General features: G+C 36.5%; 22 protein-coding genes, 1 tRNA gene and 1 pseudogene. 10 read left to right on the top strand and 14 right to left on the bottom strand.

All coding sequences use genetic code 11. From position 1 onward, the window contains the following. Positions 1-18: 18 nt before the first annotated feature. A complete protein-coding gene (locus tag ACQKNR_RS09970) occupies positions 19-1,386 on the bottom strand; it encodes an aldehyde dehydrogenase (RefSeq protein WP_427317435.1) in 1,368 nt (455 codons plus the stop codon). A 170-nt stretch (positions 1,387-1,556) separates the two neighbouring features. Continuing rightward, positions 1,557-3,947 (bottom strand): M6 family metalloprotease immune inhibitor InhA1, encoded by a 2,391-nt coding sequence (gene inhA1 / locus ACQKNR_RS09965; RefSeq protein ID WP_427317433.1) that lies wholly within the window; start codon positions 3,945-3,947, stop codon positions 1,557-1,559. Positions 3,948-4,292: 345 nt separating this feature from the next. Here inhA1 and ACQKNR_RS09960 point away from each other — a divergent pair, with 345 nt between their 5' ends. After that, positions 4,293-4,427, top strand: coding sequence for an anti-repressor SinI family protein (locus ACQKNR_RS09960; RefSeq protein WP_000276222.1), 135 nt, complete (start codon positions 4,293-4,295; stop codon positions 4,425-4,427). A 79-nt stretch (positions 4,428-4,506) separates the two neighbouring features. Further along, positions 4,507-4,830 carry a helix-turn-helix domain-containing protein gene (locus ACQKNR_RS09955; protein ID WP_427317432.1) on the top strand — a complete coding sequence of 108 codons (324 nt, stop codon included), beginning with the start codon at positions 4,507-4,509 and terminating at the stop codon, positions 4,828-4,830. 74 nt (positions 4,831-4,904) lie between these two features. On the opposite strand, the gene calY is transcribed toward ACQKNR_RS09955, so the two are convergent. The 6 genes from calY to ACQKNR_RS09925 all read right to left on the bottom strand — a co-directional run bounded on the left by calY (position 4,905) and on the right by ACQKNR_RS09925 (position 9,917). Next, the gene (calY, locus tag ACQKNR_RS09950) at positions 4,905-5,498 is read right to left on the bottom strand and encodes a biofilm matrix protein CalY (RefSeq protein WP_427317430.1); all 594 of its coding nucleotides are present in this window, start codon (positions 5,496-5,498) and stop codon (positions 4,905-4,907) included. Positions 5,499-5,802: 304 nt separating this feature from the next. Beyond that, a complete protein-coding gene (locus ACQKNR_RS09945; RefSeq protein ID WP_427317428.1) occupies positions 5,803-6,699 on the bottom strand; it encodes a DUF4047 domain-containing protein in 897 nt (298 codons plus the stop codon). A gap of 123 nt (positions 6,700-6,822) precedes the next feature. Next, complete coding sequence (locus ACQKNR_RS09940) at positions 6,823-7,410, bottom strand: TasA family protein (protein WP_427317426.1); 588 nt, start codon at positions 7,408-7,410, stop codon at positions 6,823-6,825. Positions 7,411-7,474: 64 nt separating this feature from the next. Further along, the gene (gene sipW, locus ACQKNR_RS09935) at positions 7,475-8,044 is read right to left on the bottom strand and encodes a signal peptidase I SipW (protein WP_427317424.1); all 570 of its coding nucleotides are present in this window, start codon (positions 8,042-8,044) and stop codon (positions 7,475-7,477) included. Positions 8,045-8,242: 198 nt separating this feature from the next. Then, a complete protein-coding gene (locus ACQKNR_RS09930) occupies positions 8,243-9,529 on the bottom strand; it encodes a D-alanyl-D-alanine carboxypeptidase family protein (RefSeq protein WP_427317422.1) in 1,287 nt (428 codons plus the stop codon). A gap of 160 nt (positions 9,530-9,689) precedes the next feature. Beyond that, positions 9,690-9,917, bottom strand: a complete 228-nt coding sequence (locus ACQKNR_RS09925) for a hypothetical protein (RefSeq protein ID WP_000251864.1) — start codon at positions 9,915-9,917, stop codon at positions 9,690-9,692. Between the two features lie 283 nt (positions 9,918-10,200). Here ACQKNR_RS09925 and ACQKNR_RS09920 point away from each other — a divergent pair, with 283 nt between their 5' ends. Together ACQKNR_RS09920 and ACQKNR_RS09915 are read left to right on the top strand one after the other, a co-directional pair. Next, positions 10,201-10,425: a hypothetical protein gene (locus tag ACQKNR_RS09920; RefSeq protein WP_427317420.1), complete on the top strand. Its 225-nt coding sequence runs from the start codon at positions 10,201-10,203 to the stop codon at positions 10,423-10,425. A gap of 188 nt (positions 10,426-10,613) precedes the next feature. Next, positions 10,614-10,686: transfer RNA gene (locus tag ACQKNR_RS09915), tRNA-Val, on the top strand. Positions 10,687-10,782: 96 nt separating this feature from the next. Here the strand turns inward: ACQKNR_RS09915 and ACQKNR_RS09910 are convergent. The 5 genes and pseudogenes from ACQKNR_RS09910 to ACQKNR_RS09890 form a co-directional block, all read right to left on the bottom strand. After that, positions 10,783-11,379 carry a hypothetical protein gene (locus ACQKNR_RS09910; RefSeq protein WP_427317419.1) on the bottom strand — a complete coding sequence of 199 codons (597 nt, stop codon included), beginning with the start codon at positions 11,377-11,379 and terminating at the stop codon, positions 10,783-10,785. 186 nt (positions 11,380-11,565) lie between these two features. Next, positions 11,566-11,921, bottom strand: a pseudogene (locus tag ACQKNR_RS09905) (hypothetical protein). Positions 11,922-12,057: 136 nt separating this feature from the next. Next, a complete protein-coding gene (locus ACQKNR_RS09900) occupies positions 12,058-12,240 on the bottom strand; it encodes a DUF3976 domain-containing protein (protein ID WP_242272096.1) in 183 nt (60 codons plus the stop codon). A 28-nt stretch (positions 12,241-12,268) separates the two neighbouring features. Beyond that, on the bottom strand, positions 12,269-12,646 hold the full coding sequence (locus tag ACQKNR_RS09895) for a permease (RefSeq protein WP_427317417.1): 378 nt from the start codon (positions 12,644-12,646) through the stop codon (positions 12,269-12,271). 2 nt (positions 12,647-12,648) lie between these two features. Then, the gene (locus ACQKNR_RS09890) at positions 12,649-12,858 is read right to left on the bottom strand and encodes a helix-turn-helix transcriptional regulator (protein WP_000428506.1); all 210 of its coding nucleotides are present in this window, start codon (positions 12,856-12,858) and stop codon (positions 12,649-12,651) included. An 823-nt stretch (positions 12,859-13,681) separates the two neighbouring features. Between ACQKNR_RS09890 and odhA the strand changes: the two genes are divergently transcribed. From odhA to ACQKNR_RS09860, 6 genes are all read left to right on the top strand, one after another. Next, positions 13,682-16,549 (top strand): 2-oxoglutarate dehydrogenase E1 component, encoded by a 2,868-nt coding sequence (gene odhA, locus ACQKNR_RS09885; RefSeq protein ID WP_427317415.1) that lies wholly within the window; start codon positions 13,682-13,684, stop codon positions 16,547-16,549. Positions 16,550-16,678: 129 nt separating this feature from the next. After that, positions 16,679-17,938 carry a 2-oxoglutarate dehydrogenase complex dihydrolipoyllysine-residue succinyltransferase gene (gene odhB / locus ACQKNR_RS09880; RefSeq protein WP_427317413.1) on the top strand — a complete coding sequence of 420 codons (1,260 nt, stop codon included), beginning with the start codon at positions 16,679-16,681 and terminating at the stop codon, positions 17,936-17,938. 125 nt (positions 17,939-18,063) lie between these two features. Then, positions 18,064-19,983: a putative thiazole-containing bacteriocin maturation protein gene (locus tag ACQKNR_RS09875; protein ID WP_427317411.1), complete on the top strand. Its 1,920-nt coding sequence runs from the start codon at positions 18,064-18,066 to the stop codon at positions 19,981-19,983. Continuing rightward, a complete protein-coding gene (locus ACQKNR_RS09870; protein WP_427317410.1) occupies positions 19,980-21,929 on the top strand; it encodes a TOMM precursor leader peptide-binding protein in 1,950 nt (649 codons plus the stop codon). Before ACQKNR_RS09875 ends, ACQKNR_RS09870 begins: the two co-directional genes overlap by 4 nt. 15 nt (positions 21,930-21,944) lie before the next feature. Continuing rightward, positions 21,945-23,486, top strand: a complete 1,542-nt coding sequence (locus ACQKNR_RS09865; protein ID WP_427317408.1) for a SagB family peptide dehydrogenase — start codon at positions 21,945-21,947, stop codon at positions 23,484-23,486. A gap of 92 nt (positions 23,487-23,578) precedes the next feature. Beyond that, complete coding sequence (locus tag ACQKNR_RS09860) at positions 23,579-24,169, top strand: class I SAM-dependent methyltransferase (protein WP_427317406.1); 591 nt, start codon at positions 23,579-23,581, stop codon at positions 24,167-24,169. A gap of 31 nt (positions 24,170-24,200) precedes the next feature. On the opposite strand, the gene ACQKNR_RS09855 is transcribed toward ACQKNR_RS09860, so the two are convergent. Further along, positions 24,201-24,611: a DUF3908 family protein gene (locus ACQKNR_RS09855; RefSeq protein WP_427317404.1), complete on the bottom strand. Its 411-nt coding sequence runs from the start codon at positions 24,609-24,611 to the stop codon at positions 24,201-24,203. Positions 24,612-24,692: the final 81 nt, after the last annotated feature.

Below are 24,692 nucleotides of genomic sequence, written 5' to 3'. Positions count from 1 at the left end.
TACTGATAAACACCATCATCATTTTAACAACTTTCGTATAAATTTTAAAGCACTTTTTGTAGAAGAGTAACGAATTTTCATGTCGAATGCTGTAGATTGGGCTAAAATGCTTTTATAATGTGAAAAAGTCCGAAAACTTTCTTCCCCATGATAACTCCCTAATCCACTGCTTCCAACGCCTCCAAAAGGTAAATATGGTGTTGCAAGATGATAGACAACATCATTAATACAACCTCCGCCATATGAAATATTGCTCGTCACTTTCTTTTGCACTTCTTTATCTTCAGAAAAAATATATAAAGCTAACGGCTTCGGATGTTGCTGAATCGTTTCAACTACGTCTTCTATGTTGTCATACTCTATAATTGGTAAAATCGGTCCGAAAATTTCATCTTCCATAACAGCACTTTGCCATGTAACATTTGTTAACACTGTTGGTTCAATATGTAACGTTTCTTTTTTATAATTCCCGCCGATTGCGTTTTTTCCCTCTTTCAAAAATGTACATAATCGTTCAAAATGACGCTCACTCACAATTCGTACGTAATTGTCATTGTTCAGTGGATCTTTTCCATACTGCGTTGTAATTTCATGTCGTAACGCCTCGATTAACTGTTCTTTCACGGAAGAATGAACATACATATAATCCGGTGCAACACACGTCTGCCCTGCATTTAAAAACTTGCCCCAAACAATCCGTCTTGCTGTTACATCTATCTTTGCATCTTTATGTACAATACAGGGGCTTTTACCACCAAGTTCTAACGTAAGCGGCGTTAACCTTTTCGCAGCTGCTTCCATTACAACCTTCCCAACGCCAACACTACCAGTAAAGAAAATATAATCAAATGGTTCCTTTAACAAAGCTGTACTCTCTTCAACGCCACCTTCTACTACCGCTACAAGCTCTTCTTGGAATAATTCCTCTAACATTCTCGTAAGCACTTTTGAAACGTTTGGCGTTAACTCTGACGGCTTTAAAACAACTGTATTGCCAGCTGCCAACGCTCCAACAAGTGGTGCAATTGCTAATTGAAACGGATAGTTCCATGGCGCCATAATAAGCGTCACACCATACGGTTCTGGTACCACTTTCCCCTTCGACCCAAAATGAGTAAGCGCTGTTTGAACACGCTTCGGTTTACTCCACGATGAAATATGTTTCAATTGAAAAGAAATTTCTTTTAATACATATCCAATTTCTGTTGTAAACGATTCGTGAACTGACTTATTTAAATCTAATTTCAATGCTTGAAATATCTCTTCTTCAAAATGCTGGATTCCAGCATACAGCTTCTTCAAATTCTTTTTTCTTGTTTCTACGCTTCTCGTATGACCTTTAAAAAAATATTCCTTTTGCTTACTTACAATAGAAGAAACACTCATCCACTCACCTTCTCCCACTATTTTTATCCAATTCTTTCATTATTTATATAGACTTCATATGAAACAAATTTCTATTCGTAAAATTACATTATATATAATTTTTTCTTTTATATAAAATTCATTGCTCAAAAAAAACTACCGAAAGAACATCCCTCGGTAGTTTTACTGTATTAACGATATAAACGAACAGCACCTGCAGAATTATCATCAGCTTGTCCTACTACTTCAAACTTCAGACCAAGATTCGGTAAAATACGTCCTGCATCTGGAATCTGCTGATTAATATACGTTTTAGAATCATCAAACTTCGGTACACCTGCTAAGCCGTCATACGTAAACGTTCCACGCGTTGGAGATACAACTTTCCAAGCTGGCGTTTTGTCGAATGAGAACGCCGCATCAGCGATTTGGAATCGTGTACTACTTTTCACTGTTGGTTTGCCATTTAAAGTTCCCACAATTGCTTCAGGATGAGAATCAACTACACCAAGGAAACCGTGTCCTGGATGTATGCCAACCCAGTTATCTGTGTAAGCTGAATCCGCATACCATACAACCATACCAGTGTTAAATACTGGGCCACGTGCAAATTTCAATGCGTTATCTGCCCCAGCATAGTTTCTCCACTCTACATAGTAGTTATGTTTTTTCTTCTCTGTTCCGTTAGAAACAACAAAACCATTTAATTTGAATTGTGGTGTACCTTCTGCATCATCAGAGAATACCACTTTACCATCTACTGTTAATGAAGCATTATCTAGCGCGAAACCATTTAATGCTAAACCACCATCAGTAATGTAATCAAATGTTAATTTTACTTTCTTGCCTTTGAATTGACTTAAATCATATGATTTATCAATCCATTTTCCATTTGTCGAATCTGCATTTCCACTATTTGCTTTCTCACCAAGTCTTTCAATTAACGTTTGTTGTCCATCTTCTGTTACAGCGTGTACTTCAAGGAAGTCATACTCTGCTTCAATCTCATACAATGACTTGAAATCAAATTTCGCAGTCGTTGCATTCGTTAAATCGAACAGCGGTGTTTCCATTTTTGTGTGAAGATCGTCACCTTTTGTGCTGTAATAATATTTCTTACCAAATGCTGGTTCAATTGTTTTCACATCTTTATCTGGTAAGTTAACACGAATCATACCTGGTCGATCTGATTTCGTAACACTTTGGTCTAAATATGTTGCTAGACCGATACCTTTATTTAATTTCTCGTAATCTACTTCTACGATATTTGCCCAGTTACCACCAATTGTTTTTTGGAAAAACTCTTTATTTTGTGGTGAGAAACTCGTTGGCGTCGTTCCAGCGATTTTACCAGCCCAGCTTCCGCCACTCATAATAGACCAAGCTTCAATCGGCTCACCCTGACCGCTATATTGTGTATCATACTCATCTGGAAGACCTAAATCATGACCATATTCATGTGCAAATACACCAACCGCTCCATCTTCCGGTTCAATTGTGTAGTCAAATGCGGCCATTTTGCCGCCCCAATATGGAACTTTCGATTTTGTTCCTTCAATTGGGAATGGCTTTGGTCCAACTGTCCAGCGATGTGACCAAATTGCATCATCACCTAATTTACCGCCGCCAGCTTCTTGTCCAACACCCGCATGAATGATCATTAAGTGGTCAATTAAACCGTCCGGTTGATTTTGATTTCCATCACCGTTTACATCGTATTGATCAAATTGGTCAAACTCTGATAAATCAATACCGCTATCTACAGCTGCTTTTAACGCATCTTTTACAAGATCACGCGGTCCTTTTGGTCCTTTATTATCATGACCGCCGCTCGGAGCATCTGCACCGTAATCAGCAGCTTTACCAGGAACCGTTAACCATTTTGTTACTGTTCCGTCCACTGTGTAACTACCGCCAGATTGCTCTTCGTAATATTGTTTAAACGTTTCAATTTTGCTTCCATCATCTAACGTGAATGGCTCGTTACCGAATAACATTTTTTCATAGTGTTCTTTGTTAAAATCGTTAGAATACATGTATCCAGGCTCTTTATCGATATTGTTATGTTTAAAGTCAGCGTACTCTACAAGTAAAACGAGTACCTTGTCTTTACGAACTTCACCGTTATATCCTTTTTGCTTTGCTGGAGAAGTTGGTACTTTACCATTTAGACCACCTTTAGCTGGACCTGTCGCTGCAGGTGTCCCTGTTGCTGGTTGGTCTAGTTTTTCTTTCGTGTCTGCTTTTGCATCTTTCACTTTCTTTAAAAAGTCAGACGCTTCTTTCGTAAGTTGGTCCCCATTTGCTGCTTCTTTCCCAGGATTTTCACCCTTTTTGTTCTCTACATACTTTTCGACAGCTTTCTTTGTTTCTGTCTCCGAAGCTGACGAATCAATTACCCCACGTTTTTTCAGCGCATCTGCTAAACGCTCTTCTGGAATTAAATGGTCATCAACTGGGCTCGTAGCTGTCTTATTCCCAGGCGTTTCAGCGTATGCAGACTGAGTGCCAGCGCTGAATGAAAGACCTAATGCAGCTGTCAAGGCAATTGATGATAATACTTTGAATGGTTTCTTTTTCATCCCTTATTTCCTCCCCTAATAAATAATATGTATTACAATTTGAATTTTATTAAAAATTCAATATTTTTTCAATATTTAGTTATATTATGTAATTTTTTTAATATATTTGTAAAAATTTCATAGTTAGTATACGGATATATCACAATTCAACAATGTTTTCTGAAAATATTGAAAGTTTTTAGCGAACAATTTATAATTATTTCCATTGAGGGAGTTTAATGGGGATTTTATCTTTGTTTTACCTACACAATATTTGATAATTCGATACATAAAATAAAAAATTCGGTTTTATTATCATTTATTCTGTAGCAGCAGTTATGACCGATAATTAGGGAGGAATTACAATTGTACAAAGATAAGACGGACACACTGGATCAAGAATGGATTGATTTAATACTTGAAGCTCTAGATGCTGGTATCGCCCTGCAAGATATCGAACACTTTTTCCAACGTATGAAGCCATCAAGTCAGGCTCAATAGTCTTGTTCTTTTTAACGAAGTTTATGTTATAATAATGACATCATAAGACGACGACATATTGATAGAAAGGTGCGCAAATATGATTGGAGAACGTATAAAACGCCTTCGTTTACAAAAAGGTATTTCATTAACTGAACTTGCCGAAAAAGCTGGTGTTGCTAAATCTTACATTAGTTCTATAGAACGAAATTTACAAAAAAACCCTTCCATTCAGTTTCTTGAAAAAATCGCCGCAGTTCTACAAATTCCAGTTGATACTTTACTTCATGACGAAACAGCAAAGGAAGCTCACCTAGACTCCGAATGGACGCAGCTCGTTAAAGACGCAATGAACTCTGGTGTCTCTAAAGAACAGTTTCGTGAATTTCTTGAATTTACACAATGGAAGAAAAATCAAAAATAATATATAGAAAGAAGTGCTTAAAACAGGCACTTCTTTTTCTTTATAAAAAAAAGCGGGGGATACCCGCTTTTTTATTATTTCTCTTCCCCAGCTTCTTGGTTAGCATTGAATGTCCATTCTAAATTCAATGTATCACCTTGGAATTTATTTTGGTCTTGACCATTATCTTCGAATACAAATTGTACCCATAGATAATCCTCTGTGCCAGCTTCTAATCCACCCTTTTCTCCCCACTCAGGAGCAAAGATGTCTTTAGCTAAAAGATCTGGATCCGCTTTTTGTAAGTCTGCTAAAGTTGTTTCATATACAGGCTCACTTTGTTTATCCCAATTCCAAATGAATTTGACTTTAATGTGCTTACCAAAGTCTTCACCAGCATTATCACCTTTTGCATCTTTCACAGTATACTTTGTTGCTAATTTAACGTCTTTAATTGTTAACGAACCATCGTTCTTTAATAAGAACTCTTTCTTAACAGAATCCCCTGGTTTTAAATCTTTAATATCCACAAGCGTTTTAGGGTTTAATGTAAGATCTAATGTCCCAGCTGCAAATGTATTATTTGATACTTCTTTATCGCTAAAGAATGCAAACGTTCCTCCACCAATTAAAGATAACCCCAATGCTGCTGATGCAACTCCCATACCTAATTTCTTTTTCAGACTCACAATCAATTCCCCCTAGCTGTTTTTTGTATTTTTACATTGCTATCTCTTATATAAATAAGAGATATAACTAAAACTATATTAGCTAAGCTAATACTTGTTCTTTTTTAAAAACCTTAAGTTCATTATAACGAACAGACCTATATAAATACAACAATATTTTTTAGTATTTTCAATTATTTTAATTTCTCAACATTGTTTTGATTTTTCAGAAACTTAAACACTCATTACAACACATTTCATATTAGAAGAACACAAAAGCAAGACAATAAGTGCGAAGGAAACTATTCCCTCACACTCATATGCATTATTCTTTTTCATGGCTATCGCCAACTTGTGCAGGCCCTTTCTCTGACTCTACACTATTATTCTTCAATTGTTTCTCTTGATTAGTTGAAGCAGCCTTCTCATGCTCCACTTGTTCTAGCTTTTTCGCTGTTTCCGCCTGTTTCTGTTCTTCTACTTTTTTCTGTTCTTCTACTTTTTTCTGTTCTTCTGCTTTTTTCTGTTCTTCTACTTTCTTTTGCTCTTCTGCTTTCTTTTGTTCTTCAGCTTTCTTTTGTTCTTCTACTTTCTTTTGCTCTTCTACTTTCTTTTGCTCTTCTACTTTCTTTTGCTCTTCTGCTTTCTTTTGTCCTTCCGCTTCAATTACAACGTTTAATCGTTGCTGAAGAGCCTGAATCTGTTCATCAATAGCTTTCAAACTAACTTCTTTCTCAATATAATCGCGCTTCTCTTTTATAATCTGAAAGCCTTCATTCACATATACGGCTACTTTCTGAATCGACTCACTTTTATTCACTTTTAATTCTTCCTGTATTTGATTGTAAGGAGCTTCTATTGTAGTATATACACTTTGTAAAGCTTCCTTCTCAGAAGCAATTTTCTCACGTCCTTGTTGCCATATAGAAATTACTTGTTCAATTTCTTCGATAGAAGTTGCTGCCAACTTTCCCTTCATTGTTCCATACTCATGCTCAATAATCTGTTTGTGTTGCTCAGCTTGCTCTTTTAACGTATTAACTGTTTTTGGAAATATAATTGCTGCAGAAATGGTCGCTTCCACTTTCGTTTCATGAATGAAAGCCGCTTCTGTATGCGTCATGATTTGAGATCCTAAATAAAACGTAATAGAGCACATACACGGCAATATAAGCATTTTTTTAAAATTACGTGGTCTTTTCAGCATCTTAATCTCTCCCATCGAACATTATGTTCTTTATACAGAACGTTACCTATATTATAATAAAGAACTATTAAAATTGATAGCCATATACTAGAAAAATAGAAAAAGGGCTATCCATGTGATAGCCCTTTTTTACTATTATTATCTTTCTTCACCCGCTGTTTGTTGTGCATCAAACGTCCACGTTAATTTTAGTTTATCGCCTTGGAATTCATTTTGATCTTTTTTATTATCAACAAACTCGAATTTTACTGTGAATTTATCAGACTTACCTGCTGAAATACCTTTTTCATCCCAGAACCAAGCAGATAAATCATTATCTACTGCCGTAAGTGTGTCACCCTTCAATTTATCTAGCGTTGTTTCTTTTATAATTGTTTCATGCTTATCTACATTTTTTAAGAATGTTACTTTAATATGTTTACCAAAATCATCTTTATTGTCTTTCTTCGCATCCTCTACACTGTAATCCGTTTTCAGTAAAACTTTTTTAATGTCTAAAGAGCCTTTATTCTCTAGTTTAAAATCTCTTTTAATTGTATCCCCAGGTTTTAAATTTGATACATCAACTACTGTTGTTGGGTTTGCCGCTAAATCAAGTGTACCAGCCGCAAATGTATTGTTTGACACTTCTTTGTCGCTGAAAAATGCAAATGTTCCTCCACCAACTAATGCTGCTCCTAGTACTGCTGATGTGATACCCATTCCTAATTTTTTCTTTAAAGTCATGTCCATATCCCCTTAATATATCTATATTTGTTAACTTCCTAAAAGGAAAGTATAACCAAACGAACTAGACGGATTGTTCTACTTTTTTCTCTTTCTTTTCTCCGTCGATGCTACGAATAGCGCCAAAAATAGAAATCGCGGAATAACCAAGTAAAAAGACCCCTGGAATAATAAGTAATAATGCTGCTCCTGCTTTTGAATTCGCATAATTCAGTAAATAACCTACATACGGAACTGTAATATCTGCATACTTTCCAATTACATTCTCCGCAAGTACTGGTTCTAAATCTGGTCCGTTATTGTTATCCCCTTTTGTTTCATACATTACTTTTCCATTTGTATCTTTCACACCAATAATACGGTGAGTGATAATTTTTTGATCTTTCTCTTTAAAGGTAATAACATCACCCTTTTTATATTTAGAACCATCTTTCGTTGGCTCTACCGCAATGATTGATCCTGTTAAAAACGTTGGTTCCATCGATCCTGAAAGAACGCTCTTAAATTGATATCCCATCACCGTCGGGTCACCACCGCTCGCTTTTGAAGAAATAACTACAAAAGCTAAGCAAACCATCAATGCAAATAAAACAAATGAGATAACGTTGCTAATTACCTTCCAAATTAATTTCATCGTCTCTCTCCCTCTCCGTTGTTTTATATTATTTGAAGTATGCAATGTTAAACTTGTTCTTTAACAAGAACACAAGTAAATGATATAACGAACTTCAAATAATTGCAATAAGAAAATTTACAATTATTAGTTAAATCGTTTTTTAGGCATATAAAAAAGACTGTGACAAAACTTATTCACAGTCTTCCTACTAGCAATTTACTTTTCTTCTGATTTCATTCCTTGTCTATTTCGGCGCAGCACTACATATAAAACTGCTCCAAATAATACAATGGCACCTATCGCAACACTTATCACTTTCACATTGGAGTCCTTTACTTCAGGCGCAACTGTATCTTTTTTAGGCATCGCAAAAGTAACATCTTCTTTTGAAAGAACATTTACTGTCGCAATTGTTTGATTATTTTTTATGATATCTACCGAACCAACTACTTCACCTCGATGAATTCCTTTTTGGTACAAAGATTCTGTATTCACTGGATTCACCCGAAAAGCCGTTTTTACATTTTTCCCTTCATCTTTCTTAAGCATAAGCTCTGCACTTTTTTCAAGCTCAGAATCAACATCTTTATTTAAATACGTCGTCTTTTGATGCCAACTGTGTTTATCAAGTACAGTTTGCTTCGTAAATTGCCCAAAAGAATATTCAGCCATCTGCTTTAAATCTTCATAAATTTCAGGCCTTTGAGAAGCCATTACTACATTTATAATGCGATTTCCATCTTTCTCATTTAATAAAACGAGCGTATTACGCGCTTCATTCGTAAACCCCGTCTTACCGCCAATACTATATGGATTTTCAAAATAAGTAGATTTATTAAAAATAGACACCGTCTGCCTAGATGTCGTAACTGTCGTTCTTTTCGTATTCATCGCTTGTAAAATTTCAGGATACTTTTGCACGCCTCTCGTAATCATAGCCATATCATACGGCGTCGTATAATGATTCGGATCATGCAATCCATTTGGTGTTACAAAGTGACTATCTGTAGCGCCTAATTGCTTCGCCTTTTCATTCATCATATTAGCGAAATTCTCAACACTTCCGCCAATATGCTCCGCAATCGCATACGACACATCATTCGCACTTAACACCATTAAAATCATAAGCGCAGTATTTCTATTCACCGTCTCACCAGGTTGAAACTCAATTTGATAATTACTCTTCTCTTGATCTAATGCTAATTGCGAAAATGTAAACTGCTCCTCTGGCTTCGTATGCTCCATAAGTAAAATTGCCGTTAACACTTTCGTCATACTAGCCGGAAACGCACGATGATGTGCATTTTTGTCATACAACACATCACCTGTTTTCGCATCAATCGTAGCTGCAAACTGACTAAAAACATTTGGCCCTTCCTTAGGTGGTGGTGCCACTTGCTCCGGATTCACTCCAATATTCGTCTCAGCACGTAACGTCATAGGTGTCAAAAAAAACAAACTAATAACTGTAATAAAAGCAAAAATCTTCTTGAAATTTACCATATGACTCTCCCTTTTCAGAAACTATACTTTCCCAGCATAAAAAAATGACTCTACCAATTCTATATGTAATTTGTATTAAATTGGAAGAATAATCACTATTTTTTACTATATCATACTTTTACGATGAATAACATAAATATACAATACAAATAAGAAGGAATTACTCTTTCTTATCCTTCTCATCAATCAACGAATCTATTAACTTTTGACTAGCTTCCTCGGGCGTAATCTCATCCGTCATCCCCATAAACGACCAACCTTTAGAATCGACCCACTCAACGAACTCTTGCAAAAACTCATCATGTGTAACATCCACATCAAGGATCGAACCATTAATCGAAATCGTTCTATTTCTAGACACACGCATCTTGAACGTTTTTCTCACCATTACAATTATTCTCCCTCTACTCCTGCATATTTATAAAATAGTCTTGTACTTCTGTTATACATGATTTTTAGTAGATTGTAAAAAGGATATATTGGCCAATTTGCATATTGAAAATAAAAACCTCTTATTATATAAACGCCACACAACATACATTTGGTCATAAACTACCGCATACATCCTCACAAGAAACAAACTAACTTACATTTTATCACACCAAGTACACTTGACTTTAGTAAAATCAAATGGAATATATTAGAAAATAACAAGAATGAGGAGGAACTCCATGGCACGTTGTACATATTGTAAAACGAAGTGGAAAGTAAAAGATGTATGGTCGATACTCATGACGTTTGAAAAAGATTGTCCCTATTGTTTCGGAAGACAATATCTAGCAAAGAAAACATTGAACGCTATGCCAGAACTTATAAGCTTACCTTTACACTTCTTATTCCCTTTTCTTGTTGATTTGAGTAATGAAAGTCCTTTGGATTGGTATCGGAAATCGTAACACTTCAGCATCTTCTACTTATTAAATATAAAAACATACATCATAATATAACTTCTGAAATAAAACCTCTTTCTATTACACTTTCTCTTTAAAAAATTACTACATAAAAACATTGTAAATTTTCAGTTAATTATATATAATTGCTTTAACATAATGATTAAAGATGCTATCACATAAGCATTTTTGAAGATCCCGTAGCTCAGCAGGGAGAGCGCCACCTTGACAGGGTGGAGGTCGTGAGTTCGAGCCTCTCCGGGGTCATAAAAAAAGAGACACCATATCAACCTACTAGGTGATATGGTGTTTCTTTTTTATCTAAGTCACTTCTTATAAAAATTAAAAAATTTTCCCAGTTAATTACTTCCCACCAAACATCTTCTCCAAAGATTTCACATTCGCAAACAATACTTCTTTCAAGTTATCGTCAGCCACGATTTTGTAATCGCCATCCTTGTCTTTCTTTAAGTTTAGTGTAACTTCGCGAGTTGCCATTGTTGCCTCTTTATCTGATAAGTGTTTGATGACAGCTGATGTCATTGTTTTTTCTATTGCTTTTTCAGATTGTTCTTTATCTTCGCTAAAGGCACTAGCGAAGGCCATTGGCATAACTTCCCCCATTGCTTTTGTTACAGCAACGGATAGATCGACAGATGTAATTTTCACTTTCACTTCTGCTTTATCATCGTTTTTTGATACTTCTTCTAGCTTTTCAAATTTAAAGTTCTTAGTAATTGCGCTTAGCATTGCTTTTGCTTCAGCATCATCTGTTTTTTCATTTAGTTTACTAAACTCTTTGTCACTTTCAACAAATGTACGAGCCTTTTCTACATCACCTTTTTGTACTGCTGTTAAAAATTCTTCAACAGTATCTTTCGGATTTGCGCATCCTGCTAAAACACCGACTGTTAATCCTACTACCATTATTAGCAGCAATAATTTCTTCACCTTTTTCACGTTCATTCTCCTCTTACCTTTTCTTTTCTAGTAAGTCATCACTATATAATAGTATAAAACTTACATTACAAACGTTTTTTAGTATAACATTTTTACGATTTATTTTCTATTCTTTTCCAAAAGACAAAGATCCTTGTAGCATTTCTACAAGGATCTTTGTCTATCAATCCGTATCCGTAGCACAAATTAACCACATTTTATGCTCCTTACTATTCTATATTCTTCACTATAAGGTTCCTTTATGATTAAGGGCGAGTGATCATCTTTTCTTTTTCAATCATTGTGAATACTTCTGTTTTTTCTTGTAATGTGTTGGATTCACTATTTTTAGTAGGTCTTTTACTTGCTTCAATTTTTTTTATTCCTTCGCCAAGTCTTTGCCCGATGTCTTCTGCTTTTGCAGATTCATTCGTAACGTAGTATTCCTGGCCCTCCCATACTAATATAGGTGGTACTTGTTCTCGTTTGTTACATATTATATAAGTAATACTAGCTATAAGTAATAGACATGTGAATAAAAAGAAGATAGTGTTTTTATTCATACACTAGTCTCCTTATCTATCATTTCATTGGACTATATAATATAAGATATAGATAGCAAATGGGTTACGTGGTAATTTTTTGGAATTAACCCCAAAAAAGAAAAACCCTACCGAAGTAAGGTTTCATTTTTCAATTCTACAGTGATTGATTTATTAAAACGATCAATACGATAATCGCTATAAACATAACGACTAAACATCCAATTAGTTTATAAAATCCTCTTTTCGTTAACGTTCCGCCTTGAACGTCTTTACGAATGAATAAGAATACTGCTAAAAATAATACAAGTCCAATGCCAAAAGCATATATCATTTGCATATGTTAATCTTCCTTTCTCTCTTCCATCTTAATATCTTTTCGATAAAACAACAAATGAGATAAAGACGGTACTCATCGTAAGTGCCATTAGTATGTTCAATAGTTCAGTAGCAGATAGTGTAATTATTTTTAAATTTAAGCCAATAGAGAAAAGAAGATAATATGCTGTTAACGCAAAAAAACTGAAGAACATCCCTTTATAACGAATGAGTTTCATTCGCTCATCTTTTTCTTTAAATTGCGGGTGTAAGTAACTTAAGCAGAAACACATAATCATCATCGCAAGAACTGTATAAGTTGGAGTTGGTGGTGCGGAATGCGTCATTATACCTGCTAATACCATAGTTCCGCTCATAATTAAAAAAATAATTCCCATGATTAAAAAGTACTTCTGTGAATAATTCATCCCTATTCCCCCTCTTCTTTTCCTTCATAAATAAATACATGTTCTATCGTTGTTTGAAACGTTTTCGCTATTTCAAATGCTAACGGAAGTGACGGATCGTATTTCCCTTTTTCAATTGAAATGATGGTTTGCCTGGAAACTCCAAGTTTCTCAGCCAATTTTTCTTGAGATAGTCCAAATTTTTTTCGGTATTCGACCATTTTATTTTCCAAGGAAATTTCTCCCTCCTCCCTTATACCGAGTATACATGTAAAGGAAACTTTACGTCAAGTTTCCTTTACATGTATTTCAGTTTTTTCACGCTATTTATATAGAAGAAACTTTTTCAGTTTCAGTACGTCTATTTTGTAATGATACATGAAACAATATATATATCCGTTACTATATCCCTTCCCCACTTTTATAAAAATTTAATATCTCCATATTTGTTTTATCCTTTTAAAATATTTCATTCTCCTCTTTATTGTATGAAATGCGTTATTGGTTTTACGGTATTTTTCGGTATATTTATAGAAACTAACGGTTTATGAAGCATTTTTTGTGTTTAGCCACTTTTTTTGTAGAAATCCTTCGTTTTCCTTTCAATATTTAACACTATCGAAATAAAGTTTACTCTAAATTCATAATTTTTTATTTTTTATACTATATTCCGTTATATTGTTGTATAATATCAATGAAAGCGCTTATTATTTCAATATACATAATTCGAACTCATTTTTATCGAAACATTCTAACTATTATACTTATATTTAAATGCAACAATTATAGTTGTTAGTATAGGTATACCAAATATATCCACCCCATTTTTCTGTAAAATTACTTTATAACATGAAAGATTAACTTGGGTGATAAGTTATTGTGAATGTTTTTTTACAAAACAGATAAGTAATAGTGTTTGGTATTATGTAAATTATTGTAATAACATAAGAGTAAAGAAAACATTTACATTGATTATTGGTTCATCAATTATTGAAAAAGAGCAAAATGCACCTTTTGTATAGAAAAAGGATTATATGCATTGGGAGGTTTAAACAAATGACGAGGAAGAATACAACGACAAACCCTTGGGCCAAGTTCCACGGTCCGAACCTTGGTTATGTTATTGAACAGTATGATCTTTACGTAACTGGAGCAGGTTCTGTTGATCCGGAATTACAAGAGCTTTTTGAAATTTTTGGAGCTCCTTCGTTTCAAGATGATGTCGTAACAGGGGACAACACAGCAGCACATTTTTCTCCTCAAAACACAGGTAACATTGAAAAAATTCTTAAAGTCGTTCAACTTGTTGAACAGATTCGTTCTTTTGGGCATACGTTGGCTCACATCAATCCGATGGAAGATGCTGCAAATGGGCAATCTCTTCTTGAGAAAGCAATGAACGAACTGAGCGATGCTGATTTGAAAGCGATTCCAGCTAAAACAGTATGGCAAGATGCACCAGAGGGTATTCACACTGCACTTGATGTAATTCATAGATTAAAAGACGTTTATACAAAATCTTTAGCTTATGAATTCTCACATATACAAGATAGTGAAGAACGCACGTGGTTGCATCAAATGGTGGAATCAAATTCATTACGTCAACCATTATCAAATAAAAAACGAACTGCTCTTTTAAAACGTTTAACAGCTGTTGAATGTTTCGAGCAATTCTTGCATAAAACATTCGTTGGGCAAAAGCGTTTCTCTATCGAGGGCGTTGATATGCTTGTACCTGTTCTAGATGAAATTGTTCTAGAAGGTGCCAAGGGCGGCGTTGAAGATGTCATGATTGGTATGGCTCACCGCGGTCGTCTAAGCGTACTTGCTCACGTATTAGAAAAACCATATACTCACATGTTTGCTGAGTTCAAACATGCAAAAATAGAAGGCGTAAAGACAAATGCTGGCTGGACTGGCGACGTGAAATACCATTTAGGTAGAGAACAAGTCGTTGGTAATGAAGAAGTTAGCACTCGTGTTACATTAGCAAATAACCCGAGTCATCTTGAGTTCGTTAATCCTGTTGTGGAAGGTTTCGCACGTGCAGCTCAAGAGAACCGTAAAAAATCTGGTCTTCCAGAACAAGATACTTCAAAATCATTCGTAATTTTAGTTCATGGTGATGCTGCATTCCCTGGTCAAGGTATTGTATCTGAAACATTGAACTTAAGCAGATTGAATGCATATCAAACCGGCGGAACAATTCACGTTATCGCAAACAATGCAGTTGGTTTTACGACTGATAGCTATGACTCTCGTTCTACGAAATATTCAAGTGACCTTGCAAAAGGATTTGATATTCCGATTGTTCACGTGAACGCTGATGATCCGGAAGCTTGTCTTGCTGCTGCTAACCTTGCGATTCAATATCGTACGTTGTTCAAAAAAGACTTCTTAATTGATTTAATCGGTTACCGCCGCTATGGTCATAACGAAATGGATGACCCAGCAGTTACGCAACCACAAGTGTACAAAAAAATTAAAAACCACCCAACTGTAAGAGCGATTTATGCAGATCAATTACAAGCTGCTGGTGTTCTAAATGCAGATGAGGTTGAAACAATTACACAGTTTATACAAGAGCAATTAAAATCTGACTATGCACAAGTACCACCAGCTGATACAAGCGATGCAACAATTCACGTTAAAGTGCCAGATGTTGTTGCAAAAGGAATTCAGTCAATCGATACTGGTGTTGAGATTGACTCACTTCGTGTAATCAATGAAGGTCTACTATCTTGGCCAGAAGGCTTTAACGTATATCCAAAAGTGAAGAAAATTCTTGAACGCCGTAAAGATGCTCTTGAAGAGAACGGTAAAATTGAATGGGCACTTGCTGAGTCGTTAGCATTCGCTTCTATTTTACAAGAAGGTACGCCAATTCGTTTAACTGGTCAAGATTCACAGCGTGGTACATTCGCACACCGCCATATCGTATTACACGATACGGATACAAACGAAACATATTCACCATTACACCGCTTACCAAACATAAACGCTTCATTCTCTGTTCATAACAGTCCGTTGTCAGAAGCTGCAGTTGTTGGTTATGAATATGGTTATAACGTATTCGCTCCAGAAACTCTTGTTATGTGGGAAGCGCAATATGGTGACTTCTCAAATACTGCGCAAGCATTATTTGATCAATATGTTTCAGCAGGAAGAGCAAAATGGGGTCAAAAATCTGGTTTAGTTCTTCTATTACCACACGGTTATGAAGGCCAAGGACCAGAACATTCTAGTGCACGTCCTGAACGCTTCTTACAGTTAGCTGCTGAGAATAACTGGACAGTTGCAAACTTAACAAGCGCGGCACAATACTTCCATATCTTGCGTCGTCAAGCATCTATCTTAGGAACAGAAGCTGTTCGACCATTAGTACTTATGACGCCGAAAAGTTTATTACGTCACCCACTTACGCTTTCAACTGCTAGTCAGTTAAGCGAAGGACGTTTCCAACCTGCTTTAGAACAAGAAAACCTTGGTACAAAACCAAATAAAGTAAAACGTCTTGTTTTAAGTACAGGTAAAATGGCGATTGACTTAGCAGCAGAAATAGAATCTGGTAAACATGAGTACAACTTAGATGAAGTTCATGTCATTCGTATTGAACAATTGTACCCATTCCCTGCTGAGAAAGTTCAATCTATTATTAAACGCTTTAAAAACTTAGAAGAAATTATTTGGGTTCAAGAAGAACCTCGTAATATGGGCGCATGGCATTACATGGCTCCAATTCTGTTCGAACTAGCTGGAGATAAAGTGAAAACAGGTTACATTGGACGCCCAGATCGTTCTAGCCCATCTGGTGGCGATCCGTTCGCTCACAAAGCTGAGCAAGAACTAATTGTGGCACACGCTTTAGATGTGAAGTATAACTTCCGTCAAGATAAACAAGAAATTGAAGTTTACAGCAACTGAAAGTAACAATGAATTTTTCCGGCTCAATTTGGGCAGATATTCTGCCCAAGTCGAGCTAACAAATGGAGATTACCGAAGATTAAAGAAGACAAAACACACCGTTAGGCAAATAAGGGGAGGACATTTAAAATGATCGAAATTAAAGTACCTGAGCTTGCAGAATCTATTACTGAAGGAACTATTTCACAATGGCTTATCAACGTAGGTGACAAAGTTGAGAAAGGTGGCAGCGTTGTTGAGCTTGAAACTGATAAAGTCAATGTAGAAATCATTGCAGAAGATTCAGGTATTGTATCGAAGCTACTAGGCGAACCTGGGGATACAGTTGAAGTTGGCGCAACTATCGCAATTTTAGATGCAAATGGCGCACCAGTTGCAGTAAGTACACCTGCTCCAGCTGCTGAGCAACCAAAACAAGAAACAGCTGAAGCACCGAAAGCTGCTGCTCCAAATGCTGAACAAGCTACGGCTCTACAAGGTTTACCAAATACAAACCGTCCTATCGCATCACCAGCTGCTAGAAAAATGGCTCGCGAATTAGGAATCGACTTAAACGACGTACGTAGCACAGATCCACTTGGACGTGTGAGACCGCATGATGTACAAGCTCATGCTGCAGCACCAAAAGAAGCACCAGCTGCTCCAAAAAGTCCAGCTCCTGCTCCAGCTGTAAAAACTGAATTCGAAAAACCAGTTGAGCGCGTGAAAATGTCCCGCCGCCGTCAAACAATTGCAAAACGTCTTGTAGAAGTTCAACAAACATCTGCAATGTTAACAACATTTAACGAAGTTGATATGAGTGCAATCATGGAATTACGTAAGGAACGCAAAGATGCTTTCGAGAAAAAACATGATGTACGTCTTGGCTTTATGTCATTCTTCACAAAAGCAGTTGTTGCAGCATTAAAACAATTCCCATTATTAAATGCTGAAATTCAAGGCGACGAGCTTATCATTAAAAAATTCTATGATATCGGTATTGCAGTAGCAGCTCCAGATGGATTAGTTGTTCCAGTTGTACGCGATGCGAACCAATTAAACTTCGCTGAAATCGAAAGCGAAATTCGTGAATTAGGTAAAAAAGCACGCGATAACAAACTTTCATTAAAAGAATTACAAGGTGGTACATTTACAATTACAAACGGTGGTGTGTTCGGTTCTCTAATGTCGACACCAATCCTAAACAGCCCACAAGTAGGTATTCTAGGAATGCATAAAATCCAAGTACGCCCAGTTGCAATCGATAACGAGCGTATGGAAAACCGTCCAATGATGTACCTTGCACTATCTTACGATCACCGTATTGTTGATGGTAAAGAAGCAGTTAGCTTCCTTGTTGCTGTTAAAGATATGCTTGAAGATCCAAAATCATTATTATTAGAAGGTTGATAGACTACTAGTCTATTAAAGGCTGTAGAATAAATTATTCTACAGCCTTTTTCTATTGCGCTCATACGGGACAAATCGCATGACATAAGCTAATAATGTATGCCCAAAAAGTAAGGAGGATTATAATGAGTAACCTTCCAGCTCATGCAAAACTGAAAACAAATAAGGATACTTTCTTCCTCCCCGATTCAAACGGGGGTGTCTATTTTCGCAATAACGCCAGTTCATTTCGTATGGACGGTGATGGAATTTATGACTGGATTGAAAAATTAATGCCTATGTTTAACGGTACTTATTCTTTAGCAGAAATAACAGATGGTCTCCCTCTCCCCTATCAAAATCGTGTATTTGAACTTGGAGGGCTTTTATATGAAAATGGTTTTGTTCGCGATATAAGTCAAGATGCTCCTCATGAATTAAACGGTGCCTTACTCGACAGATACGCTTCACAAATTGAGTTTTTAGAAGCTGATTCTCATTCAGGTGCTTTAAAATTTGAAACGTACCGTGCGACAAATGTACTTATAATTGGTTCTGGGGATATGCTCACTTCCTTAGTTTCTTCTTTATTAGAATCCGGATTACCTACATTTCATTACCTTGTCACAGATTATGCGGAAACAAATTACGACCGAATTCATGAGCTAATAGAACGTGCATATGAAGTTGATGACAATGTACTTATTCAAGAAATAGATACTACAATTGATCGGTCTTTACATGATGTATTCGAACCTTTCGACTGGATTTTGTACGTTTCTCAAAATGGAGATATTGAAAGTTTACGAGCAGTTCACACTATTTGTAGAGAAGTTGGGAAGAACTTCATACCAGCTATTTGTTTATCAAATTTCGGTTTGGCTGGCCCTGTCGTAACAATCGATCGTGAAGAATGCTGGGAATCCGCTTGGCACCGGCTACATGAAACTGCTTTACAAAATAAAAATCCACAAGCGCCGTTTTCACCAATTACATCTGCAATGTTAGCGAATATAATCGTTTTTGAATTATTTAAACATGTTGCTGATGATTCCTATCGAGAAAAGGAACCACAATTTTTTTTATTAAACTGTGAAACACTCGAAGGGACATGGCACCCTTTTATAAAACATCCTCTTGCAACTGATGAAAGTTTTACAATCGATACAGTAGAAAATCTTTCCGAAAAACTTGAGCATCGGTCCAGCCAACATACTTCAACTGAATTATTCCGTTTTTTCGACTCATTAACTTCTAAAGAATCTGGTATATTCCATGTATGGGATGAACAAGATTTATATCAATTACCTTTATCACAATGCAATATTCAAGTAGCTACTCCACTATCAGATGGCCCTGCTTCCCTCCTACCTCTTATGACTTGCGGCGGATTGACACATAATGAAGCGCGCCGCGAAGCTGGTTTAGCAGGAATTGAAACATATGTATCAGAAATCATTCACCGCCTTATTCCTGAACATAACGATATCGGTATCGGCGCTGGGGAGACGATGACGGAAGGGGTATACCGGGCGCTACAACAACATTTAAACAATAAACTGTATGAGCGGCAGTCACATGCGCTAGAAGAACTTACAACGATTGACTTAACTGACATTCATGACAAACATTGTAGGTTTTATTACGATGCCCTCTCTACAATCCATGAAACACCTAAAATAGCAATGAGTGAAGAGATTCTCAGTTTCCCTGTCGTTTGGGTCGGTGTAAATGATAGATGGTATGGCGCATCTAATATCAATATGACGTTAGCGTTACGAAACGCACTACAACTATCACTTCTCCACATTCAAAATGAAGAGACTCCCTACAGAGCTAATATTTTGAATGAGTCATCTATTATTTTGTATGACACGGATTCTTTTAGAATAGAAATACAAGCGGAAGAAGAAAGTCCAGGTGTGCAATCTTTACAGCTTGCCTTGCAACATTTAGGAGAACATAATTTTTACCCATTCGTTTTTGATTTAGCTATTGAATCATTTTTGAAAGAAAACTTAGATGGTGTGTATGGGGTAATAATTGCAAAGGAGGACAGTCTATGACTCAAAATATACTGCTTATAGGAGACGGCCTACTTGCAGAGTATGTACATGATCAATTATGCAAACAATATTCCATCATTCGCCAACATACTATTTCAGAAGAACTCCCTGAAAATATTGACCTCGCTCTCGTATTACATGACGGCTCTCCTTCTACTATTCATCATGATGCTGAGCTTATCTTTCGTTCCAATCATATTCCGTGGTTTCGCGGGTTTACTTCATTTGGTGAAGGTATTATCGGCCCTTACATTCATTCACTTGCAACTGGCTGTTCCCACTGCTCTGATGGACGCCGTTTTATAGCTGGTTTTGATCAACAAGAAATGTGGGAACTACAGCGAAAATATACGTTAAAAGCAGATAACGTGACGAGGCGTGATGTACGCGCCACCCAAAATGGCATGTTACAAATGTGTCATCTGATTTGTGCAGAAACAGAGAAGATATTAACCCATAACCATTCTTCTTTAGAGAATGAACTTATTTTACTAAACTTACAAACGTTACAATGTACTCGGCACTCTTTTCTTCCAGATCCTCTCTGTCCTGTATGTAGTAATTTACCTGATGATACGGCGGATGCGGCAGAGCTTTCTTTACAACCGAGCTTAAAAACAAGTACTGAAACGTATCGCTGCCGCTCCATTCATGAGCTAAACACATTTTTAACGAGAGACTATTTAGATTATCGAGCTGGTATTTTGAACGGAAAAATGCAGCATTCTTTATTACCATTTGCTGACGTTATTATAAACATGCCTTTAATGTTTGGAAATGAAGGTGTTGCAGGTCGAACTCATTCATTTGCAATAAGTGAAGCAACTGCTATTTTAGAAGGTTTAGAGCGATATTGCGGCATGTCACCTCGCGGAAAAAAAACGAATGTGCATGGCAGTTTTCATGATTTAGAAGATCATGCACTGAATCCTCTCACACTCGGTGTCCATACAAATGAACATTACAATCGTGATAGTTTTCCCTTTAAGCCGTTTAATCCTGATTATGAGCAAAACTGGGTATGGGGCTATTCTTTATCACAAAACCGGCCACTTTTAGTTCCGGAATCAATCGCTTATTATAGCCTCGGTCATCGAGATGCTTTCGTGTATGAAACATCAAATGGTTGTGCGATTGGTGGTAGTTTAGAAGAAGCAATTTTTCACGGCATTTTAGAAATTGTAGAGCGTGACGCCTTTTTGCTCACTTGGTATACAGAATTACCTCTTCCACGTCTTGATCTTAGTTCAGCAAATGATACGGAATTACAATTAATGATTCAGCGGTTACACACGATTACCGGGTATGAATTACACGCTTTTAATGCGACGATGGAACACGGTATCCCGAGCTTATGGGTAATTGCAAAAAATACGCGTGAAAACGGAATGAACGTTGTTTGTGCAGGAGGCGCTCATTTAGATCCGATCCGCGCTCTAAAAAGTGCAATTCACGAAATAGCCGGCATGTTACTTATAACAGACGATGAGCTTGAACAAAAAAGAGAGCACTATGAAAACTGCTTACAAGATCCTTATCTCGTTAGGCAAATGGGAGACCATAGTATGTTGTACGGATTGAAAGAAGCTGAAGAACGTCTGCACTTCCTTTTACGTGACGATGCTCAGATGCAAACGTTCCAAGAAATGAATCCATTGCAATCATTTGATATGGATTTGACATCAGATCTTCATCAACTTTTAAACAGATTACATCAATCTGGACTCGAAGTAATCGTTGTAGACCAAACCGTACCCCTTATAGAAAAGAACGGATTACATTGTGTAAAAGTCATTATTCCAGGCATGCTACCGATGACATTCGGTCACCATCTCACTCGGGTTACAGGACTGGATAGGGTGTGTACCGTACCAATGACACTTGGATATACAAACGAACCTTTAACGAATGAAAGCTTAAATCCACATCCGCATCCGTTTCCATAGTAAAGGAGGAATTTCATGCAGCTGGATACTTTTTTACATCATCTCCATTTCTCTATTGATGAAATTATGCCGAATCATGAGGTGAACTGGGAAGACGCGCCGCTCCCTTATAAATTATATCGAAATTTACCTGTCATTCCTCTCTCTTTAGAAATCCCATTATCTTTGCCGAACTCTTCTACTACACCTGCTTTGGATGAGATTGGTCATTACCTTTGGTACTCATTTGGTTTAACCCAATTATGTCAGCTAAATAGCGAGAGAAATGTATTCCGGAGATCTATCCCTTCCGGTGGCGCTTTATATCCGAATGAATTGTATATGTATTTAAAGATTGATCAATATCCAGACGGTATTTACCATTACGATGTCGCGCACCACCGACTTATCTTACTTCGCGAAGGAAATTTCGATGCTTACCTTACAGAAGCACTCGGCAATCGCTGTAACATACATTCTTGTTTTGGTGCTGCATTTATATCTACTATGTTTTGGAAAAATTTCTTTAAATACAATAATTTTTCGTATCGTCTTCAAGGATTAGATAGCGGTGTTCTCATTGGGCAATTACTAGAATGTGCAAAACAGTTCGGTTACACGCATGGAGTATATTTTCAGTTTCTAGACCGGGCAATGAATCATTTGCTTGGACTGTCAGAAGGCGAAGAAAGTGTGTATGCAGTGATTCCTTTAAGTGTAGAACCGGATACAGATTGGTTTCATGATGATTATCGTGAAAATAAAACTGTTACTTCTCATGACTTATTGCAGCAAATTCCGCCGTTAGCACATGAACATTTCGTTCGCTCAAAACGTGTAGATGAATATCCGATGATAGCAAAAATGAACGAGGCTTCTATGATCGAATCGACAGAACACTTTCAAACATTCGCTCATGAAGAATACTATCCACATACCACTCACGCTATACAGCTACCGAAAGTAGAACGTTTATCGTATGATTTTTTACAACTTTGTAAAAAACGATATTCACCTGATGCTGACTTTATTTTAACGAAATGGGATGTAGCCGAGCTCGCTACTTTACTACAAGAAGCGAGCCTCTCTTTCCCTTATTACAACGACCTTGATGGAAATCATATAAACGAAAACGCAAGAGTCTCACTATATGGATGTTTTTATAACGTAAAAGACATAGAAAACGGCGCTTACGCTTATAACAGTAGGACACATTCCATACAACCTATTCGGTACGGAGATCTTCGTTATCCCCTTCAATCCAGTATGACGATGGATAACGTAAATCTTTTTCAAGTACCGCTTTGCCTACATGTAGTTGGAAAGAAAGATTACTATACAAATACATTAGGCTATAGAGGATATCGCATTCACCAAATGGAAGCTGGTATACTCGTTCATAAACTCGTTTTTGCTGCGACCGCTTTGGGGATGGGCGGGCATCCGTTACTAAGTTTTGATACAAATTCATGTGATCAATTATATGGAATTGAAAATGGAAATAAAACGTCACTCATTCAAGTTCCTGTTGGGGCGTATCGGGCGCGGAATTGGCTAAAAGGGGATTTGCATAATTAGAAGCACGCCGGTGGACGGCGTGCTTTTTTAAAGGACTTAATTTATAAAAAGCGAAATGAGTATATATTCTTACATAAAAAGGAGAGTTTGATTTGAGCATTTTACAACGATTGATTCAGCAAGCAAAAAATCCTCGCGGGACAATTGGTTCTTCCATGCTTTGTATTATGAACGCTGCACATACGAGATTAACAAATTGGGGATTACAAAAAATACATATACGTGAAGATGCGATTACCTTAGATATTGGTTGTGGCGGCGGCAAAACAATACACACTCTTTCAAAGCGAATTCCGCTTGGGAAAATTTATGGAATTGACTATTCAGAACAAGCTGTTGAAAACTCAAAGAAGGCCAATATGAAAGGTGTAAAAACAGAAAAAGTAATCATTCATCAAACTAGCGTCTCCTCTATTCCTTACAATACGAACTTCTTCGATCTCATTACTGCCTTTCAAACACACTACTTTTGGCCTGATGTTGAACACGATATAAAAGAAGTATTTCGCGTCCTAAAACCGAATGGATCCTTTTTATTAGTAGCTGAAACCTTCAAAATTCAATATCATATGGAGAAATTTAAAACGACCGAAGAATTAGTAAGCCTCTTTTATCAGACCGGATTTATAAGTGTGAAATGTTACGAAGAAAGAGGGTGCCTTTGTGTAATAGGAAATAAATAAAAAGCAGACCCTTTGGGGTCTGCTTTTTTTACTAGATTAATTTAAAGATACTCTTAATTTGTCTTGCAAACAACCAATTTTTCGTACCATAGTTATCATTTAAACTATCTAAATTGATAGATTGTCCGTTAGCAAACTTTAGTTCTAACGTTGTATTTTTGTCATTTGTTTTTAAGTTGCTATTTGTAATGGCGTCATACTTTAATTTTTCAATTTCAATATATTCGTCTTTTTCTTGTCCGATAACGACATGGTCTTGGAAGAAGAACAATACTTCTACTTTTTTGCCGAAACAAAATACATTTTTCGTATAAATTAATGTCGCATTATCAAGTCCGACACATACTTCTTTCATCTCTTCAACAACGTGTCCAAAGTCTTCTTCATGTCTTGCGTTTGATTCCGCAATCCATTCTTCGATTGTTTTCATGTTAATTGCCATACTGTGCCCCCTGGTTCGTTCATTGCTTTGTTAAAAAATAAATACTATATGACAATATAAGCGATAAGTACTATGCTTTTC

The organism is Bacillus sp. NPDC094077 (assembly GCF_050279465.1).
Classification (GTDB): Bacteria; Bacillota; Bacilli; order Bacillales; family Bacillaceae_G; genus Bacillus_A.
This window is presented reverse-complemented; position numbering and strand designations above follow the sequence as displayed.

Coding starts and splice junctions, on each gene's coding strand:
- ACQKNR_RS09970 (WP_427317435.1), bottom strand. CDS start 1,386: ATGAGTGTTTCTTCTATTGTAAGTAAGCAAAAGGAATATTTTTTTAAA.
- inhA1 (WP_427317433.1), bottom strand. CDS start 3,947: ATGAAAAAGAAACCATTCAAAGTATTATCATCAATTGCCTTGACAGCT.
- ACQKNR_RS09955 (WP_427317432.1), top strand. CDS start 4,507: ATGATTGGAGAACGTATAAAACGCCTTCGTTTACAAAAAGGTATTTCA.
- ACQKNR_RS09945 (WP_427317428.1), bottom strand. CDS start 6,699: ATGGGAGAGATTAAGATGCTGAAAAGACCACGTAATTTTAAAAAAATG.
- ACQKNR_RS09940 (WP_427317426.1), bottom strand. CDS start 7,410: ATGACTTTAAAGAAAAAATTAGGAATGGGTATCACATCAGCAGTACTA.
- sipW (WP_427317424.1), bottom strand. CDS start 8,044: ATGAAATTAATTTGGAAGGTAATTAGCAACGTTATCTCATTTGTTTTA.
- ACQKNR_RS09930 (WP_427317422.1), bottom strand. CDS start 9,529: ATGGTAAATTTCAAGAAGATTTTTGCTTTTATTACAGTTATTAGTTTG.
- ACQKNR_RS09925 (WP_000251864.1), bottom strand. CDS start 9,917: ATGGTGAGAAAAACGTTCAAGATGCGTGTGTCTAGAAATAGAACGATT.
- ACQKNR_RS09920 (WP_427317420.1), top strand. CDS start 10,201: ATGGCACGTTGTACATATTGTAAAACGAAGTGGAAAGTAAAAGATGTA.
- ACQKNR_RS09900 (WP_242272096.1), bottom strand. CDS start 12,240: ATGCAAATGATATATGCTTTTGGCATTGGACTTGTATTATTTTTAGCA.
- ACQKNR_RS09895 (WP_427317417.1), bottom strand. CDS start 12,646: ATGAATTATTCACAGAAGTACTTTTTAATCATGGGAATTATTTTTTTA.
- odhA (WP_427317415.1), top strand. CDS start 13,682: ATGACGAGGAAGAATACAACGACAAACCCTTGGGCCAAGTTCCACGGT.
- odhB (WP_427317413.1), top strand. CDS start 16,679: ATGATCGAAATTAAAGTACCTGAGCTTGCAGAATCTATTACTGAAGGA.
- ACQKNR_RS09875 (WP_427317411.1), top strand. CDS start 18,064: ATGAGTAACCTTCCAGCTCATGCAAAACTGAAAACAAATAAGGATACT.
- ACQKNR_RS09870 (WP_427317410.1), top strand. CDS start 19,980: ATGACTCAAAATATACTGCTTATAGGAGACGGCCTACTTGCAGAGTAT.
- ACQKNR_RS09865 (WP_427317408.1), top strand. CDS start 21,945: ATGCAGCTGGATACTTTTTTACATCATCTCCATTTCTCTATTGATGAA.
- ACQKNR_RS09855 (WP_427317404.1), bottom strand. CDS start 24,611: ATGGCAATTAACATGAAAACAATCGAAGAATGGATTGCGGAATCAAAC.